The sequence below is a fragment of the Brevibacillus laterosporus genome (assembly GCF_030489605.1).
Lineage (GTDB): Bacteria > Bacillota > Bacilli > Brevibacillales > Brevibacillaceae > Brevibacillus_B > Brevibacillus_B laterosporus_E.
Map to the genome: position 1 here is coordinate 376533 of NZ_JAUKFY010000002.1, position 17890 is coordinate 394422.

Sequence of the window (17890 nt, forward strand, 5' to 3'; positions counted from 1 at the left end):
ATTGTGTTTTGCATAATTGCTTGAATTTCGTTTCTACGCTTTTGTTAAGGTTTCATGTGAATAACTTATATTAAAGGTATAACAAGTGTGTTTTAAACACTCTCAAGGAGGTTTTCACATGCCAGCACCAGCAGTATCGTGGTATAAGACTGATAATGTAACACAATTAACAAAATGGGAGATCGGCACCATTGATGCCGGGTCAATTTCACCGGCGCTCGGGGTGTTAATCTGGAATAACCGTGGAGGTACGGCAGATGTCTCCACCATGACGGATTGCACGATCACAACGAAAGATAGTGCAGGTGGCGACACGGGAGATTTGGTAATCGGCACATGGATTGAAGTTCGTGTTGATAGCATGAAAGACAGTAATTTCTCTAAAATTGGCGGCCCTGTAACGAAAGCTATTCAGCCAGGCGGCAATACAACCAATCCAACAGGAACCTATTCACCAAACAATCAGGAGATTCTGGGTGTCCAAAATGATGGTTCGACTGTGAATTCAAAAGGAAATTTTGTAGAGGTTACACTGCGTGCCAATGTGCCTCCACTTGCTACAGCAGGTAATGTCAATTTCTTGACTCGGGTAGCTTATCGCTATATCTAGTGAGGATGTTTATTCTTACATCCAATACAATGGAGGGGGACTTTTACCGTGTTTTCTCGTTGTAACGGCTATTCGCCTGTCGCACAGGATTTCATTTGGTTAGGTGAGTATGTTGATGGTACTCACCTAGCTGAGTTTGATTTTACTACCAAACAGGAGAATAATTTCTATCGTATTCAAAGAAACAAGCTAATACGTTTCGGGCTGGTTGGTCATGGCCAGAAGCTTTTCTTTGAAAAGGACGGGACGTTTAATCTAGCAGGGCGAATTATTGATGTTACCTATTCGACACCCGATAAAGATTATTATCTAACTGGAAACATTCAGAATACCTACACAGATATTATTTCGTATAAAGATGCAGAAGCCAGAGGGTTGGCTAACTTTAGTCCTATAGCTCTTGGTAATGGGGGCAATCTTAGCAGTACGATTACCCAATACAATTTTGGATACAAATCTACTTTTCTAGTAGATGATGTGACGATTCATTTTAAGGCAATTTGCTGCATTCCGTTTCAGTCTCCCTTTTATATGAATTTATGGTTAGTTAGTGATAAAAAATTAGATGGAAAATTACAAATTAGGGTGAATGGACTTATCGCTGACGAGTTTCATTCCCCGTTACGGCCTAATGTAGGAGGTGAGCTGAATTGGCAGGTGCTATAAATGAACAGCTAGCAAAAGAAATCCGCCAGTTTATAAAGGAGGCCATGAACGGCGGAGTAACTCCCGCTATTCAAGAAGAACTGAGGAATGCTCCTCAGAAACGGAGTGCTCCTCAGAAACGGAGTGCTCCGAATAAAAGAAGCGTTTCCAAAAGACAAGCAAGGTCAGTTGCTATTCAGCAAGTGCTTTCTGTGTCAGAAGAAAAAAGAGCAGAATCAAATCCTTTGCAGGTGAGATTTTTTTCATCACGTGTTCATGATGGTAAGGGACAAGCGACCTTGAAAGCTTCTCCTGTACCTGTTGAAGTACTAACTCCACATGGATGGGTATGTGTCAAAGACATTTATTTAGTTGATATGCTTGCAGCCAAGGAAGCAAACGAACTAACTAAAGAAGAGCAAAGCATCTATGAGGAATATCAAGCCTTTGTCAATAGGTTTGGGACTAGACATCTGGAGGCAAAGGTAATTTTAGAGACTACTGATTTGTCAGAGATCGATATAAAGGGAAAAGATAACCTCCCGTCTATTACCAAAGCGATTGAGCAGCATGAAGATATTCCGTTTTCACGTGAATTTGTTTGGGTGGATGGTGCCAAGGATACCAAGGGAATTATCGTTTTACCCTATGATGATTATGACAAGGTTTTTGTTGTAAGTGATACTGATCAAAATGGAAAAAATGAGATTACGTTTCTTCAAAGCAAGGAAGAGACAAATGGGGTGAGACCATACTTTGAGAAGAAAAATGGGAAAACCTATCTCTATGTAAACCACTTTTCTGGAGGTGGTGGAACGCAAGCCAATCCGTACATTGTTTCAAATGAAGAGGATTTGAATAATGTGAGAAAAAATCTAGGGGCTTGGTATGTGCAGGATCAAGATATTGTGATGGCCAGCTTTCAATCGGGGGAAGGGTTTGAACCGATAGGGACTACCAATGCACCCTTCACTGGAAATTATGATGGTCGAGGTCATTTCATCAAGGGTCTCTTTATGAACCAAAACAGGAATTTCGTAGGCTTGTTTGGTGCCGGTCGTTCAGCAATAATTCGAAATTTGCGTCTTATAGACCCTAATATTACGAATGGAAAACAAACAACAGGTGGTCTCGTAGGATATATCGTTGGATGTAAGATATTTAATTGTAATATTATTGGCGGAACAGTAGAAGGTCAAGAGGGCAAAGTTGGAGGACTTATTGGTGATGCCTATGCATATTCTGTTCATAGTACTTGGGCTACGGAAATAAAATATTGTTATAACTATAAATGTAACGTTAAAACAGGTGGAAATATTGCTGGCGGACTGCTGGGAAATGCATATTGGGACAATAATGGGGTTTATACAGATAATTGTTATTCCACAGGAAAGGTGGAAGACATTACAGTTGCCAAGGACAGAACCAATATTGGAGGTCTAGCAGGTTATTATAGGGATAAATCTATTGCTACCAATTGTTTTTGGGACCTAGAAACCTCAGGTGCTCCTGCAAGTGCAGCAGGTATTGGAAAAGCAACCTCAGAGATGAAGGGTAAGGATTCGTATTCTTGGGATTTCGATTTATATTGGGATGTAAAGAAAGATGTCAACGAAGGGTATCCGGAGCATCGCCAATTTATTCGATACAAAACTGGAAAAGGAACACAGGCTGAGCCCTACATCATTACTACAGAAGATGAACTCAATCAGATTCGGTGGTTTCGGCATAGCAGATTTAAAGTAGAAGATGATATTAAAATGGTTGATCATCAATTAAATAGTGGTTTTTATCCTATAGGTTTTCCTATAGTTGGTCAAGATAATCACTTTCAAGGGAATTTCGATGGTGGTGGAAGATGCATTGCGAATCTGTTTATTAATCTACCATCAAATAGCTATGCCGGATTATTTGGGCAAATAACAGGAGCAACCATCCAGAATCTAGACATTATAGATTGTAATATTACAGGGGGCGCATCTACTGGTTCATTAGTAGGATATAGTATCAATTCGTTGATCAAAAATTGTCATGTGGATACGTTTTCATCATGTAGAATAACGAGTAAAGGCCATAACGCAGGTGCTCTGATTGGTCAGGCTTCCTCAAATACAATTATTGAAGATTGCTCTGCAAATGCCAATATGATTGGAGTTAACAATATTGGCGGATTCATCGGAACTATCACAGATAGTAACATCAGCGTGAAAAGAAGCTACTCGAAAGGAAGAATCGAGGGTTCTTCTAATGTTGCAGGATTTATTGGACATATGAACTCTAGTAATTCCAGCATTGAGGACTGCTATACTTCTTGTGATGTAATCGGTAGTACCGTTGCAGGATTTGTTGGTTATATTACAACAGGAAATTTTAAACGATGTAATGCAATCGGTACGATCTATGGCACTGGTACAGGTTTTACGTATGATCACTATAGCCCTACTAATAAAACCCTGACCGGATGCTATTTCGATCGTCAAACCTATAAAACAACAAACGGCGGATACGGCGGAATTCCTAAATATACAGCAGAACTCAAACACCCATCTCTCTACACGAATTGGGATATGAACACTATCTGGATTTTAGATGCCAAATACAACGACGGCTACCCAGCATTGCGAAATCTCCTACCTATTGACCCTCCAATTTTAGGTTTCCGCAATGAATTTGGAAAATACTATACGGACAATGCGGGTGGATTATTGCGCTATCTTGATTTTGGTACCTTGATCGCTAGCCAGACCTCTTTGCCAAAGGCAGTGTGGTTACAAAATAATGCCGAGTTTCCTGTCAATCGAATGCAGGTGTGGGTCGATAAAGCAACGGTCGAAGAAGGGATGGATATCAAGCTCAGCATAAGTGAAACACCGTTTATTGGGATTTCTGAATTAGAGTTTAGCGGCACCTATGCACCAGGTGCAGCAGCTAAATTTTATGTCAGAGTAGGTTCAGATATTACGGTGAAGCATGGTGGTACCTTTGATCTCAAGGCTAAGGCAAGTCCGGCATAACGGCATTCCAATACAATGGAACAGGGCGTGATCTTACATGTTTGTTAAGGAAGGATTGGTTCTTTCCCTTCACGCTTCTCTTGCTGATCAGGGGCTGACAAGAGGCAATAATGCCACACCTACCACCAAATGGCATGATCTTAGCGGGAATGACAACCACGGTACCTTGCATGGGTTTCAATATAACTCCCAAAGCGGGTGGACAGGAAACAATACAGCTTCCCACCCGTATAGCCTTTATTTTGATGGATATGGCAGCTATGTTACTTGCGGTAGAGCTTCTCAACTGAAGCCTGCCGCAAGTATTACATTTGAAGCCTGGTTCTACTTAATTGGCGGAAGCATTGTTCTGTCTTCAGGGGGACAAGTTGAGGGTACACAAGGAATTGCTCTCTTATGTAACGATATGGGCGAATTGGAATTACATGTCACAACTCCTGACAACCAGGCCATGTTTAACCTTGGCTACCAATCTAAAAGTGAATGGTATCACGTAATTGGCTCATTTGATGAACATACAGGATACTTAAGTGCTTATCTCAATGGAGCTCCACAAGGAAGGACAAAAGCAATATCTGGAACGTATACAGATTCGCTAGCTGACTTGATTATAGGGCGACACCATAAAGAGATGACAAAATGGTTCCGAGGAACAATTCCAGTGGTTCGAATTTATAACAGGGCTTTGTCTATGGAGGAAGTAGCTCAAAACTACTTGGCTGGGTATCTGTTATATAAAAACGAGAGCCGGGTATTTTCACATATCATAGTCCCTAATGGCCAGAATATTCATTCTTCATTAAAAATAGGTACCAGTGGCTTTGTGAAAGGGAAGTACCGTAGTATCCCATCGGGCGTAGTGGACATACCATCCAGCATCAAGATTAATAGAGCAGTTAGATTCGCAGGCAGTCTGTATATTACTCCACAAACAATTTTGCAAGGGAAATACCATATTAAGCGGCAGACTTATAACGATATTTCATCCTCTATTTCTATTCATCATGCGAATCACCTAGAAGCAAAGCTTTCTGTTCGGCCTAAGGCTATTCTGTCAGGAAAATATCAGATTAAAGAGCTATTTAGACAGGATGTAGACAGTACCATCCGGATCATTCAAAGAGACACATTAGTATGTCACCTATCTCTTTTGCTAAAGGGGCAGCTAACGAGCCGATATATAGTGAAAGGTATAACAGCTAACGAATTGTCAGGCTCTCTCACAATTACAAATACCTCGAATTTACCAGGAAAAATAGGAATTACATCCAGCCAAAAACTTATAGCTCAATATAAGATCATCGAGACTACAGCAGAGGATCTTACCTCTTGGCTAAACATCACTGCTACATCTCAGCTATCCTCTAGCATGGGAATTAGTACACAGACTCGACTTTTCGGTAGGTACGATATGATACCGGTTGAAGGCAGCGATCTAGTTTCTTCACTTAATATAACAAGCAACGCTGATCTGAACAGTCGATTGAAGATAGCTACACGTGGATTCCTAAAGGCCAAATATGGAATGATAAGAGGCGATTATTCTAATCTTGCTTCTAACATGTCTATTAAAGAAACAAATGATGTACCTTCGTCACTTGGCATTGCTCCGTATACAAGATTAATAGCGAAATATGGCATAATCGCTAACTATGCTTCTGATATTGTAGCAGATATGACTATTAAGGTGAGTAGCAATCTGCCAGCACTGCTGCGAATTTCTCCCTACACTTATATCAGAAGTAAGTACGAGATTTTGCCGCCGCCTGAATTTACTGCGATTTTGTATGCGACTAAGGACGCTTTTGTTCGAGAAGCAGTTCCAAGATTGAACTATGGCATTGAACAACAAATGTATATCGGACACGATTCTTCTTTACAAGATACGTTCCGTTCCTATATAGGGTTTGATCTAGCAGCAGCTTACATCCCACCTAGCAATGTTACCATTAAAAAAGCGGTCGTAAGGCTGTATGTTGACGGTAGAAATATACCGCCTAAGCAGGTCCAAATGATTGAACCAGTTGCAGATTGGACTGAATATGGCATCACCTGGAAGAACCAGCCTTTTCCGTTTGGATTTGATTCGCCTACATCTTCGTATGATGGGATTAATGTGATAGAGAGCATCGAAGGGAATTCCAGATATATTCCTTTTGATGTAACAGACTCTATTAAAAAATGGTATGAGAAAAAGAAAGACAACTTTGGATTTATCGTGAAAGCTTTCAATGAGCTTGAGAATTCATCGCTTACTTTCTTTACCAGAGAACAAAAGTCACATAGACCTATCTTAGAAATAACGTATTATGACACGCGAATATATAGTCTAGGCAGAGATAGCTGCTGGTCGGAAATAACGGTTAAACAAAGTAAGTCATCAGATCTAGTCTCAGGTCTACAGATTAGACAATTCCAAGGTTATGGGGATTTGCCAGTTCACTTATCCCTCGTCAGTCCGCGGGATCTTTTATCGGAGCTGACCGTGAGCAGGGAGCTGTTGATAAGTCGCATATCTGTGAGACAGTCAGCACATCATGATACGGTAGCCTATATGAAGGTCTTCACAAAAGAAGCTTTCTGGATTGAGAGTAGTCTATTTGTAAGTGTGCCAGACAGGCCTTCTCACATCTATATCTTAAATAGAGAAGATGTAGACTCTAAGCTGGCAGTACGACGCGAGGGCCTGCCATATCCGAAGATTCATTCAACCTTATTCATTAATCGGGATGTAACCGTTGGAGAAGTGATTGTACGGCAATCGTCTAAAATAGATTTCTTTTCCAATTTGACTGTAAATAGAGACGATTTGCATGCTTCTTTATCGGTCTATAATGGCTTTGACACTTTAGGATTTTTATCTGTTATGGTAGAGGACCAGATTGATTTATCAGCAAGTGGATTTGTAAAATTCCATGACAGCTTATCAAGTATGCTGCTTGTCCATAAAACCCATATACATGGTAGCTTGAATGTGGTGTATGCGTCTCATCGTGCAGCTTCTCTTCACGTTCGGATTGCAGAAGATGAGCAATTAACAGCAAAACTAGCAGTAAAGTCCAGAAACAATCTTTTATCAAGTTTATCTATCTATCCTAAATTTGATGTTCCTTCTCATATATTTGTTCTCTCTGGGTATCTTACGGGACACTTAGCTATTCCCTATCAGAAAGGAAAGGATATACCTTCTTTTGTCACTATTAGGGTAAAAGCTGTGTCAGATTTGGAGAGTTTAAATCAGGTTCAATCAGGATATTTAGGATCAAGCATTCATGTTCGCACTAGTACACAATACGATGTTCCTTCTACATTGGCCGTTCAATTACAAGATAGATCCGAATGTTCTGGTCACTTGGTGGTAAACGCCTTAGGGAAAGCTGATATAGAAGGCCAAATCAGTGCTCGTAAAATGCGTTACGCCTTCCTGTGGTGTTTCTTTGCCGTTCGATTATCGGATTCTGCTTCCGTACACAGTAATCTGATCGTTCGAGTAGCTGATGGCAATGATTTACATTCAACAACTTCCATTAGAGTATTCTCAAATGCCAATCTTTTAAGCCATGTCGCTGTCAGACGAGAGGATTTCTTTGAGTTGCTTTCCTTACTGCTCCTAAAAGAGCATCGTAATCTCTTAGGAACAATGGCTATTCGGGTTCAAAATAATAGCGATATTTGGTCATCTATGGAAATATGGGAAAAATCCTTACTGAGCGGAAGTATTAGCATACGGAAGAATATTGACTCCGATCTCTCAAGCTCATGTATCATTAATGTATACAGTGAGATTGAAAGTCATATTGATGTCGTAGCTGAATTTGGATACGTCTATATTATGTAAAAGTAATAACCTCTGTCCTTCGTGGCAGGGGTTAATTTTTTACTCATTTTACTTATATTAAAAGATGTTAAAACAGATGTAATGCATGATATACAAAATCGTTTCATGTAAGTCCAGTCTTAAGCAGTGAAAACGATACAACTTTCCCTAGCCTATAGGAGGACGTCCTTGAACTTTACGTAACGTTTACAGACAAAAAGAAGGTGAAATGAGCATGGATGCGAATGTGTTAATCGCCATCATTGGGGGAGCAGTATCCCTTGGTACAGGTATTATCGGTTATATATCTGGCCGAAATAACAATCAAAAAGAAGTTAGTATCTCAGATCGTCAATTATTATCGCAAGCTGAACAGACATTTCGAGCTGAATTGCGTGAGGAATTGCGCATCTACAAGGAAGAAATCAAGGCATTAAAACAGGAGATTGAAGTATTACGGCAAGAAAACTTCAAACTTCTGACGGAAAACAGATCGCTTAATACAAAAGTGGAATCGTTAATGCTGCGTTTAGATGGGGATCACACTGATTAAAAATGTCGACTAATTCGGCATGAAAAGGAGTATGAAAAACGTACTCCCCGTTCAAATCAGGAAAAGCTATGGTCGATACACAATCAGCAGATGGAAATGAAGAGGGCTTATAAGAAAGGAGTGGCAATTTGAAATGCTTACCAAAGCCTCGATTAATCTTACTGTTAACGGTTATGTAACTGATAATACCTGGGCTGAAAAAGTAAAAACTCGAATGTTAGATCTGAGTGAGCTTAGCTTTATAATGACGTTGGTATTACAACGTACCCTAACAGGTGAAGGCAAATGACAGATTTTATATTGGAAAAAGCCCAGCTACTTATTCTATTGGCCTTTTTAACAGAATCCTTAACAGAAATAATGAAAGGACTGTTTTCGAAGTGGGTTAAAGACCAAATGACTTATTCTATGTCCATCTTAATAGGAATTATCCTCTGTTATGCTTTTGAGCTGAATCTTTTTGGTCTACAACATATATGGAAACATATCTCTATCATTTCGGCTGGATTAATTGTGAGCCGAGGAGCCAATTATGTGCATAGCTTTGTCAAGAATGTAGGCATGCTACAAAAAGGACGTTAGTAGATACTAACAGCATATTTGCAAGCAGCATAGAAATGTATCATGTTACTTTTCAAAAACGAAGTGGATAGAAAAGAAAAAGAGCTAATGGCGATTGATTCGTTATTGGCTCTTTTTATGTATGTGAAGAAATGCTTTAAAATTAAACAGAAACGTTCGTTCGTGTTTTTGAGTGATTTATAAGTGGAAATATCGTGCAACTTTTCAAAAGCTTGTATCGACTACTATAGTATTTGCTACTGAAGGACTATTACCTTAGGTGTAAAAATATAGTTGATACCTTAGGTCTTAAACGTAATATCTGCTTTTAGTCCTGCGATGCTTTAGGTGATAAGTCCTTGTGAATCAAGATATACGGAACGAAAAGTACGCCAGAGTGATTTGTAACTAAACAAAGGCAATAGCAGGGGGGATGAAAATACGAGTTGAAAAAACAAAACGAAATGTAGAGAATTGGGGGATTTTCTTACTTTATACATATACTTCCTAAGAAAAAATTACTAAGGTTAGTTAGATCATGTCAGCATTTACTTATATATAGAAGTGAAATCCTTTGGTATCAACTATCCAGCAATGACAACACGTAACATGTAACAAAATTAGAGTTCTCTATTCTTCTAATACCTATATGCACAAATATAAGTTTCTCTAGTAACCAATTATCAAAGTTGATCAGTTCTCATAATATTTGTAGTCGTTAGGAGGATTTATGATATGGAAAAAGCCAAAGGTACTGAGGAAATCTTAGATATTGGAATTTTAAACCCAATATTTGATTTTGTGTTGTCAGGGGTCCACATAGCAGATAGAGAGGATGTAAAGCATGATTCTATTGTAAGAATATTAACAGCAATGAATAAAGGAGCAATTAAAAAGGATCTCTTTACTTTTTCTCATACGGTAATTAGAAGAACTGTCATGGATTACTATCGAAAAAAAAGACGAATGATTATACAGAAAAGTACGATGGTTCATTTTTGTGATGGGGCCGACGATGAAAAAGGATCGACTGTTGATCATTTCTATGGTGTAGATTATGAAGTGGGCTATGGATTGGCTGATGTGCGCAATGATTATCTGTTTCATAAACATCTATTTACAAATCAAGAACAGAAAATTATTAGCTACATGCTATTTACCGAAGACGGAATAGATATGAAGCCTACGCAAATTTCCAATCAATTAGGATTAAATAAGTCCCACGCTTCACGAGCCATGAACAAGCTTAAGCACGTATGTTTGGTGTGATTCTGATAAAAAGAGGAGACGAAATCCATTCCATAATAAATATATCATTCTGCTCATAAATCTGCAATCTAACTAGGAAGAATTTTCGCAACTTTTTAAAGACATAAAACGACAATATTTAGCAAAAAAGCAAAAAAACATGACTTTCTAGTAAAAACATATGCCAAGTACAGCAAATATTTAGATTTATTGCATCTTTTCAATGATATAGATCGACTACTTTTACTATAGATGAAAATTACCAGACATGTAGGTATGCGATCTATGACAAGTTCGGATGACGAGCCTACCCCGATCAATATTTATAGATGAGCATTTTATTATACACGACTTCCTAAAGAAAAAGCATGAAGGAGAGTTAACCCAATGTTAGCTAGATATGTAGTAGGCGGAAGATTGGACCCTCCCTATTATCCTACCAAGACAAGGGCCCATTTTATCGGACGAGATATTTATGTAAAAGGAATGAGAAGCTCTGGTACTAGGAGAGTAATTACGGATACTTTTCATTTATCACACGATGTGGAGCTTTATGCGATATCCATAAAATCCGATATTATCACTCCCTCAGATTATTGGAATCTTCTCATTGGTAACAAGTTCATTGCTAAAAATATTTATTGTAAAAATTTTGAAGAGGGACTCTATTTTCAAGTCGCTCACCCTATTAAGGCAGGGACTATATGCAAATTAGAATTCTATACAGAGGCTGGCGACAGAAAGCAAATAGAGGTCATGTTTCATCTTCTCTGTGATCCGGAAGCTGAACCAATTTTGACTGGAACCGTTGATAATGGAAATTATCCCGATCCGCTACCCCCAGATCCCCCAGATCCGGTTCCCGTACCCATTCCGGATGACGATGACACCTGTAAAAATCCAATTGTATGGAAGCCGTATACAACAGCAGCAGAAGCTGAGAAATGGTGTAATAGCATAAATATTGATGCTAATTTTCAACGAAATGTTCACGCAGCTAATTATGTAACAGAAGGACTTGTTCATCTTTTGAATCATTGTTGCGGCTTCAAAACGATGATCACAAAACATAAGCTCACGATAAATATCAAAGATGCAAAAGGCGCAAATGGTTACTTTAATCCTCCTACTGGAGAGGTTGTCGTGAACAAAAAATACGATTTTGCCAATGCGGATAAGATTGCACTGGCAGAATATCAATCTGGCCAAAAATCGTCTCCTCATAAATTACGAACGATTATCCATGAAATAGGTCATTGGATACATTTTCATAATGTAGGGGAGGATCAATTTTACCGATTTTCAGCGCTTGATCCTGATAATTACGGTCCAAAAACCATTTTGACATACTCAGAGGCTGCTTATATTGCAAATCATCTCTGTAGCTATGCGACCAGTTGGTATCCAATCGAATTAATCCCAGAGGCATTTACAGCGAAAGTAACCGATATCCCCATTGACCCGAAGATACAAGAATGGTACCAACAATACGGTGGATATGAATGTAATAACTGGAAGGGAGGATAGCAATGGATTTTACGATACCTTGCGTTTTTTGTAAATATTTAAATCGTGATAACAGGACAAAAATGAGTTGCATGGCCTTTCCTAATGGGATTCCCAAGCAAATACAGGAATTAAGGGTGATTCACACAACTCCATTTGAGGGTGATAACGGAATCGTTTATGAGCCCTTGGATGAGACAATGGACTATTTTCTTTATTTTTCAGGAGAGGTTAGAGAGTAAAGGAATGAAAAACAAATCGGGAGTGGATTAAATGAAAAAAGAGATAGGACAAAAGATAAAAGTATGTACGGATCTGCAATTCATGGATCAAATGATTACATCCGGTACTGTAGGTATAATTGAAGGTATTCAGAGGGGAAGTAATGGCCTACGAGATTATGTAAAAGTAAAGGTAGCAGACATACAAATGGATATTCCGGCAGAAGATTTTGAGAATCAATTTTCATATGTAGCGGAACAAAAGAACAAGGATGGAAAAGGATAACGTGAGAAAAGAGACCGTTGTACGAAACGTTAGAGAACTGATGATTCTTTTTCCGGAGACACGTACCAATGATAAATTGCTACTCTCTTACTATTGGCGGCTCATTGATAAACTAGATTTTGATAATATCGAATCTTTTATGCATGATTATATTGAAAAAGCGACGATTCCAGAAACGATAACCAGAGCAAGACGGTTTGCGCAAAAAAACCTCCATTTGGGACAAAATCTAATGAGAAACTAGACAATTTATCAGCTATCATGCATAAAAAACAAGATAAAAGGAAGCAGGTTATGTTGTAATGATAGGTTATTTAAATAAATGTCCGCATTGCAAGGAAGAGGCATCCTTTGTATTAGAGGAATTGGAATGCGATAAGTCACTGGTTGCCTGGTGCCGCTTGTGCGGAAATTACATCAATCAAACCTTTACATTAGAGACCTTTCGGAGATGGTGGGAAAGACACCAGCAGGGAGAGGAAAAGATTCCACCTCCAATCAAAAAAGAAGCGTTGGGCAAATTAAAAATGTTTGAAGAGGCTATTGCACTTGATTCCTCTTGTTACTTGAATAGAGTAGAAATCCATTTGAAAGATTTTACTGATTACGTATATAAAAATGATGCCGAGTAGCTCGATAATTTATGAAAGTGATTTGGCATTATTATCCTGTACAGCAGTTGGAACATGCATAATAGTTTAAAAACACGGACCTATTCATTTTGGAGTGAGCATATGATAAAACTTGATACCATTTTCCAAGATCAAGAGATTGTTGATACGAAGGCAACGATCGACCTCCACTTACTTGTTAAAATCTTGAGGGAGTATGTAGCTTTGCGAGAAAAAACCAAGCAATTATTGAGAAAAAACCAAGCTTTATCGGTCAACAATGAACAGCTTTGTAATCAATTACAGGACCAATGCCGACAGTTAAAAATGTTACAGAGCCAGCTCGCTGCTAATCAAAAAAATCAAACCGGTAACGAAAGCAGCAAAAAAGATCAAATTGAATTGTGGATAACGCATGATCAGTTTTTTGGGGGCTTTTTTGATAGTAAAGAATAAATGACAAAGGAAAGAAGACGCCAGACGGGAGGGAAGCAGTGTACACGTTAGGTAAACTTATCGAAAAGATAGATGAGATTCTGAATGTCATTGAGCAGATAAACAGAGCGATGAGACATACTTCATCTGCTTCGGTAGAAGTGCTTCGTCGACATAAAGAACAACTAGAAGAGATCACAGAATATATTATGGAGCAAGAAATTTCATCCTCCCTCGATCTGGAAGGCATGCTGATGAAACATAAAAAATGCTTGCGAGAATGTATGGAATCATCTTATAGCAATAAAAGGCCCTATACAGAGAGGAGCAGGGACTATACGCCATGAAAATAAAATGCAAGGATCTGTATGAAGCTTTACAGCATACGCATAAGACTCTTACGGACATGGGTTTAGATATCGAAAATATTGGTTGTGGTACAGCTAATTGCTTAGTGACTTATGAGCAGCTAAGGATAAGACAGAGTTATATGGAGCTATATAATGCCGACGTATCTTTGAAGGAAGTAGACCTTGATGATATACAGAAACAAATTGCTGCTTGCATGCGAGAGTGTGTAGACTTTTGAGACGGGAATACTCCCGTCTTTTTTGATAGATGACTATATGTGTCGGATATAGGCCAACTGGGGGGAATGCATATTTGTAAGATCAGAAGTAATAACAGCTATTATTTTAATCGCAACCATCCAATAGGGTAACGCGACAACTATAGTATGACATTTTCAGCAAAGGATGGTTGCATGATAATTGGATTGAAATTCATCATCGTAATACTGCTGACGATAACAGAGCTATCATTTTCAAATCTGTTCTCCCAATTAGACAATATATCAGCAGGTCAAAGGAACACGGTTTCATTTGTCACAGCAGCTTCCATTTTTACTCAACAACAACAAATGCAGGAGACAATCATACACCATATGACCTCTAAAAATATTTCCATCACAGAGGCAACGAAATTATCCAACTATATTCTTACTTTTTCGGAAAAGTACAAGGTAGATCCTTTTCTAATCGTAGCAATAATCGAGGTCGAAAGCTATTATCATCCCAATCTGATTGGCAAGCATAAAGATACGGGCCTTATGCAAATTTTGCCTTCTACACAAAAATATATGGGTATAAAAGGAGAGCTTACAGATCCGGAAGTGAATATTCAGGTTGGTTGCAAGTATCTGGCCTATACGCAAAGCAGATTCGGACCAGAGCTGGGGATTATTGCTTATAACCAGGGAGAGGGAAATATCGTACGTGGAACATTTAAAACACACTACTTAATAAAAGTTAAAAAGGTATGGTCAGCCATTAAAAATAAAGCATTTTATTTAAAAATAGGGGGACTGTAAAATTTAATGATAGAAAGGGATGTAATGCACTCTTTACTGTAGATAGTGGAATAATCCTTGAGCGGGACATATCCAAGTGATCGGCAGGGAGTGTATTTTTTATCGTAGCCAAAAAGCAGAGATAAAGAATGGCTTGTAATAGCTACGTTATGTGTTAAATAAAGGTTTTGGCATACAGGTCCTTTATGAAAAAAGGATATCAGGAAACAATGCCGGTCATATCTGCATCTTTTCGCTAGGATAGCCCGACTATTATAGGGAGAAGGGAAAAGAAAGAGATGACTGGGAGTGAACAAAAGCTTGTTAAGTCAACGATACCTCCGTTTACGGAAAGAAAGTATAAAAGATATGCACAATATAGACCTTATTCATGCCTGTAAAGAAGATAAAGAGCTGTTAGGAGAGTTTTTGAAAGAAAACAAGGAATTTCTTTTCTCGATTATCAAACACTATAAAGGTAACGTTGAGGAATTGTGCTTTAAGTTTCGAGTAACAGAAGAAGAATTGCTTCAGCATGCTTATATTGGTGTGATTAGTGCTTTACAGGAATTTGATTTTCATCGGGGAATCAAGTTTACAACCTTTGTGGTTAGGCCGATTATCTGGGAGATCAATCAACTGCTTTATAACGATTCACGATTTGTAAGATTAAGCAGGGGAGCTGTTGAACAGATCAAGCGTATGATCGCTATTGAAGAAAAGCTAGGATATCGACCTAGTGAAGAGGAAATGGCTAAGCTGCTCGCTATCCCGGTAGAAAGGTATAAGGAGATAGCCCGATTTAGTGATGAAATTGAACATTATCACGCTTATGAGAACTTCGAGATGATAGATCATAATTGCAGCAATATTGAAGAGCATGTAGTGGATAAGGTTTATGTAGAACATTTACTCAAAAGCTCAATTTGCAATGATTTTGAAAAAACAATTATGAAGCTTATCATGGAAGGTATAAATAATACTCAGATAGCCGAACGTCTTCAGGTCTATCCTATGACAATTAACAGAGCAATCATGCGTATCAGGAATAAAATTCTGAATTTTCAATCAAATAAATCAGACCTGCAACAGCATGTCACCTCTAAATATGATCGGGAAATCAAAATGATAGAAGAGGAAAGCAGATTGCGCAACAAGCTTATGTGTGTTAGCGAAATAGCAGAGCTCTTAGAGAAATCTGGATTTGACAGGCAGGCTTATTCAAATCGAATTTTATACTACATTCGGCAAAAGGTAAGTAAAAAGTGGCAGGATCATCGGATAAAGTTAAAAAAGCCTGAGCAGAAGGCTAATTCTGTTAGAGGTGGACAGCAATTGAACCAAAACAAAACGCAAGGTAATGGTGAATGACTATGGAATTAACATTTTATTATCGGTCGTCTTGTAGTTCGTGCAGGAAATTATCAGCTACCTTAGATCAAATTATTGAGGTAAGGAAGCTTGCTATTCGTTCGATATGTGCTGAAAAGGAAGATGCACTTGGCATTATGTACGTGCCACTCGTGATTATATCCTATGGCGGATCTGAAGTAGGCCGCTTTACAAGCGCTTTGAGCAAATCTGTCATTGATCATTACTTGGATGAACTTCAGCAATATATTGATGACTACCTGTAAAGAAACAAAATGATCGAGGAGATGGTCAAATATACAAAAATTCGTTACAATAAGAATGAGAATTATTATCATAATTAGATTTTACACCGATGGAGAAGCAAATGAGGAAAAGTAACACAACCGGAGTGATGGACAAATGAGCAACATTGGCTTTCACCAGAACTTTAATCTTTTCTTTGACGGGCTTGGATTGGCTCGAAAGAATGTAGATCGTACAGAGCAGATGACGCTGCATTCTTCAATTGGAGAGGGCTCTATCCGTCGCTTTGTCCCCCGTCCGGATATGGAGGTCGTTATTTCTGATTACACCTTCCATGACAAGCATGCAATGAGTTTTGCCCCGAGAGAAGAAATGGTTGAGCTGAGTTATTGTTTTCAAGGAGCAAGAGAGGTTAGTCTTCAGGGCGTTCGTCAGGAAATTGTTTCAGGAACTTGTACATTACAATTTATGAAGCAGGAGCAAACTCGTTTTAAGTTTATGGGAAAGCAGCCCTTTTATATGCTTGGCATTGGTATTCCAGTTTCCAGCTTTCATCATTTTATGGAAGAGGCAGATGGTACTAGATCGGTTCATTTTTCGGATATATTGGGAAAACGCTCTTTCCGGGCTTTTCAACAAATGATCGATCCACTTTCCTCGATTGTCCTGCAACGATTGATAAAGCTAGTAGATTCACCAAGAACGCGAAACTTCGAGATAGAATGCACGATTATGGAAATTCTGTCTGCAGCCTTCCAAACCTTTTTACTAGATCGGAATCCAGAATCGCCCCAGCTTACCAAGGATGATATGGAAAAGATTCGCCAAGCGCGTGCGATCATGCTCGAGTGTATGGCAGAGCCGCCAACACTAATCGAATTATCTCGAATGATAGGGCTTAATGATTATAAGTTAAAAAACGGCTTTAAGGAAATGTACGGGACTACAGTATTTGGATATTTACGGAATAAACGAATGGAAACGGCCCTCTTATTGCTGCAAGGCGGTAAAATGAATGTGAACGAGGTATCGTGCGCAGTCGGGTATTCTAACCCGAGTTATTTTGCAGAAGCTTTTCGGGAAAGGTATGGTGTTAACCCTAGTGAGTTGGTTCGCCGTTCCGTTTCCTCTTGCCGCTAGTGAAAATAAGATTCACAGGCATAGCAGTGATAAAAGGTCAACTGTCATATGGGCTCATGAAAAAAACATAAGGATTTTTTCACCTAAACTGCCTGGTAAGGGCATTTTTTTATTTTTGGAATGGCGAATCGATAGACAAGTGCGGACAAATAGAATGAAAGCCTTCCCACAGCTTATGAAAAGCCAAGATTGATAAATATATCCCGCTAACCGCAATCTCATTTCCTCTACTGGTAGATATCAGGCAAACACGCATTATAAGATGTATGCATTGATAA

General features: G+C 38.8%; 18 protein-coding genes. All 18 read left to right on the plus strand.

Annotated elements, in window-relative coordinates; genetic code table 11:
- Nucleotides 1-118 precede the first annotated feature (118 nt).
- The 18 genes from QZ995_RS03490 (at nucleotide 119) to QZ995_RS03575 (ending at nucleotide 17612) form a co-directional block, all read left to right on the plus strand.
- Entirely contained in the window at nucleotides 119-610 is a 492-nt protein-coding gene (locus QZ995_RS03490) for a hypothetical protein (protein WP_301803056.1), read from the plus strand.
- A 48-nt stretch (nucleotides 611-658) separates the two neighbouring features.
- Nucleotides 659-1276 carry a hypothetical protein gene (locus QZ995_RS03495; protein ID WP_301803057.1) on the plus strand — a complete coding sequence of 206 codons (618 nt, stop codon included), beginning with the start codon at nucleotides 659-661 and terminating at the stop codon, nucleotides 1274-1276.
- Complete coding sequence (locus QZ995_RS03500) at nucleotides 1261-4269, plus strand: filamentous hemagglutinin (protein ID WP_301803060.1); 3009 nt, start codon at nucleotides 1261-1263, stop codon at nucleotides 4267-4269. Before QZ995_RS03495 ends, QZ995_RS03500 begins: the two co-directional genes overlap by 16 nt.
- A gap of 37 nt (nucleotides 4270-4306) precedes the next feature.
- Nucleotides 4307-8107, plus strand: a complete 3801-nt coding sequence (locus QZ995_RS03505; protein ID WP_301803063.1) for a DNRLRE domain-containing protein — start codon at nucleotides 4307-4309, stop codon at nucleotides 8105-8107.
- Between the two features lie 214 nt (nucleotides 8108-8321).
- Nucleotides 8322-8639: a hypothetical protein gene (locus QZ995_RS03510; RefSeq protein ID WP_301803065.1), complete on the plus strand. Its 318-nt coding sequence runs from the start codon at nucleotides 8322-8324 to the stop codon at nucleotides 8637-8639.
- A gap of 285 nt (nucleotides 8640-8924) precedes the next feature.
- Nucleotides 8925-9221, plus strand: coding sequence for a hypothetical protein (locus QZ995_RS03515; protein WP_301803067.1), 297 nt, complete (start codon nucleotides 8925-8927; stop codon nucleotides 9219-9221).
- 714 nt (nucleotides 9222-9935) lie between these two features.
- Nucleotides 9936-10469 carry a sigma-70 family RNA polymerase sigma factor gene (locus tag QZ995_RS03520; protein WP_022584824.1) on the plus strand — a complete coding sequence of 178 codons (534 nt, stop codon included), beginning with the start codon at nucleotides 9936-9938 and terminating at the stop codon, nucleotides 10467-10469.
- 366 nt (nucleotides 10470-10835) lie between these two features.
- Nucleotides 10836-11975, plus strand: a complete 1140-nt coding sequence (locus tag QZ995_RS03525) for a hypothetical protein (protein ID WP_301803075.1) — start codon at nucleotides 10836-10838, stop codon at nucleotides 11973-11975.
- A 252-nt stretch (nucleotides 11976-12227) separates the two neighbouring features.
- Nucleotides 12228-12461 carry a hypothetical protein gene (locus QZ995_RS03530; RefSeq protein WP_301803076.1) on the plus strand — a complete coding sequence of 78 codons (234 nt, stop codon included), beginning with the start codon at nucleotides 12228-12230 and terminating at the stop codon, nucleotides 12459-12461.
- Between the two features lies 1 nt (nucleotide 12462).
- Nucleotides 12463-12705 carry a hypothetical protein gene (locus QZ995_RS03535; protein WP_301803079.1) on the plus strand — a complete coding sequence of 81 codons (243 nt, stop codon included), beginning with the start codon at nucleotides 12463-12465 and terminating at the stop codon, nucleotides 12703-12705.
- 58 nt (nucleotides 12706-12763) lie between these two features.
- Entirely contained in the window at nucleotides 12764-13093 is a 330-nt protein-coding gene (locus QZ995_RS03540) for a hypothetical protein (protein WP_301803082.1), read from the plus strand.
- A 102-nt stretch (nucleotides 13094-13195) separates the two neighbouring features.
- On the plus strand, nucleotides 13196-13528 hold the full coding sequence (locus QZ995_RS03545; RefSeq protein ID WP_301803085.1) for a hypothetical protein: 333 nt from the start codon (nucleotides 13196-13198) through the stop codon (nucleotides 13526-13528).
- 38 nt (nucleotides 13529-13566) lie between these two features.
- Complete coding sequence (locus tag QZ995_RS03550) at nucleotides 13567-13854, plus strand: hypothetical protein (RefSeq protein ID WP_301803087.1); 288 nt, start codon at nucleotides 13567-13569, stop codon at nucleotides 13852-13854.
- Complete coding sequence (locus tag QZ995_RS03555) at nucleotides 13851-14096, plus strand: hypothetical protein (RefSeq protein ID WP_301803090.1); 246 nt, start codon at nucleotides 13851-13853, stop codon at nucleotides 14094-14096. Before QZ995_RS03550 ends, QZ995_RS03555 begins: the two co-directional genes overlap by 4 nt.
- Before the next feature lie 174 nt (nucleotides 14097-14270).
- Nucleotides 14271-14876 carry a lytic transglycosylase domain-containing protein gene (locus QZ995_RS03560; protein ID WP_301803092.1) on the plus strand — a complete coding sequence of 202 codons (606 nt, stop codon included), beginning with the start codon at nucleotides 14271-14273 and terminating at the stop codon, nucleotides 14874-14876.
- A 300-nt stretch (nucleotides 14877-15176) separates the two neighbouring features.
- A complete protein-coding gene (locus QZ995_RS03565; RefSeq protein WP_301803095.1) occupies nucleotides 15177-16226 on the plus strand; it encodes a sigma-70 family RNA polymerase sigma factor in 1050 nt (349 codons plus the stop codon).
- Nucleotides 16227-16228: 2 nt separating this feature from the next.
- Complete coding sequence (locus QZ995_RS03570) at nucleotides 16229-16492, plus strand: hypothetical protein (RefSeq protein WP_301803097.1); 264 nt, start codon at nucleotides 16229-16231, stop codon at nucleotides 16490-16492.
- A gap of 136 nt (nucleotides 16493-16628) precedes the next feature.
- Entirely contained in the window at nucleotides 16629-17612 is a 984-nt protein-coding gene (locus tag QZ995_RS03575) for a helix-turn-helix transcriptional regulator (RefSeq protein WP_301803098.1), read from the plus strand.
- The last annotated feature ends 278 nt before the right edge of the window (nucleotides 17613-17890 follow it).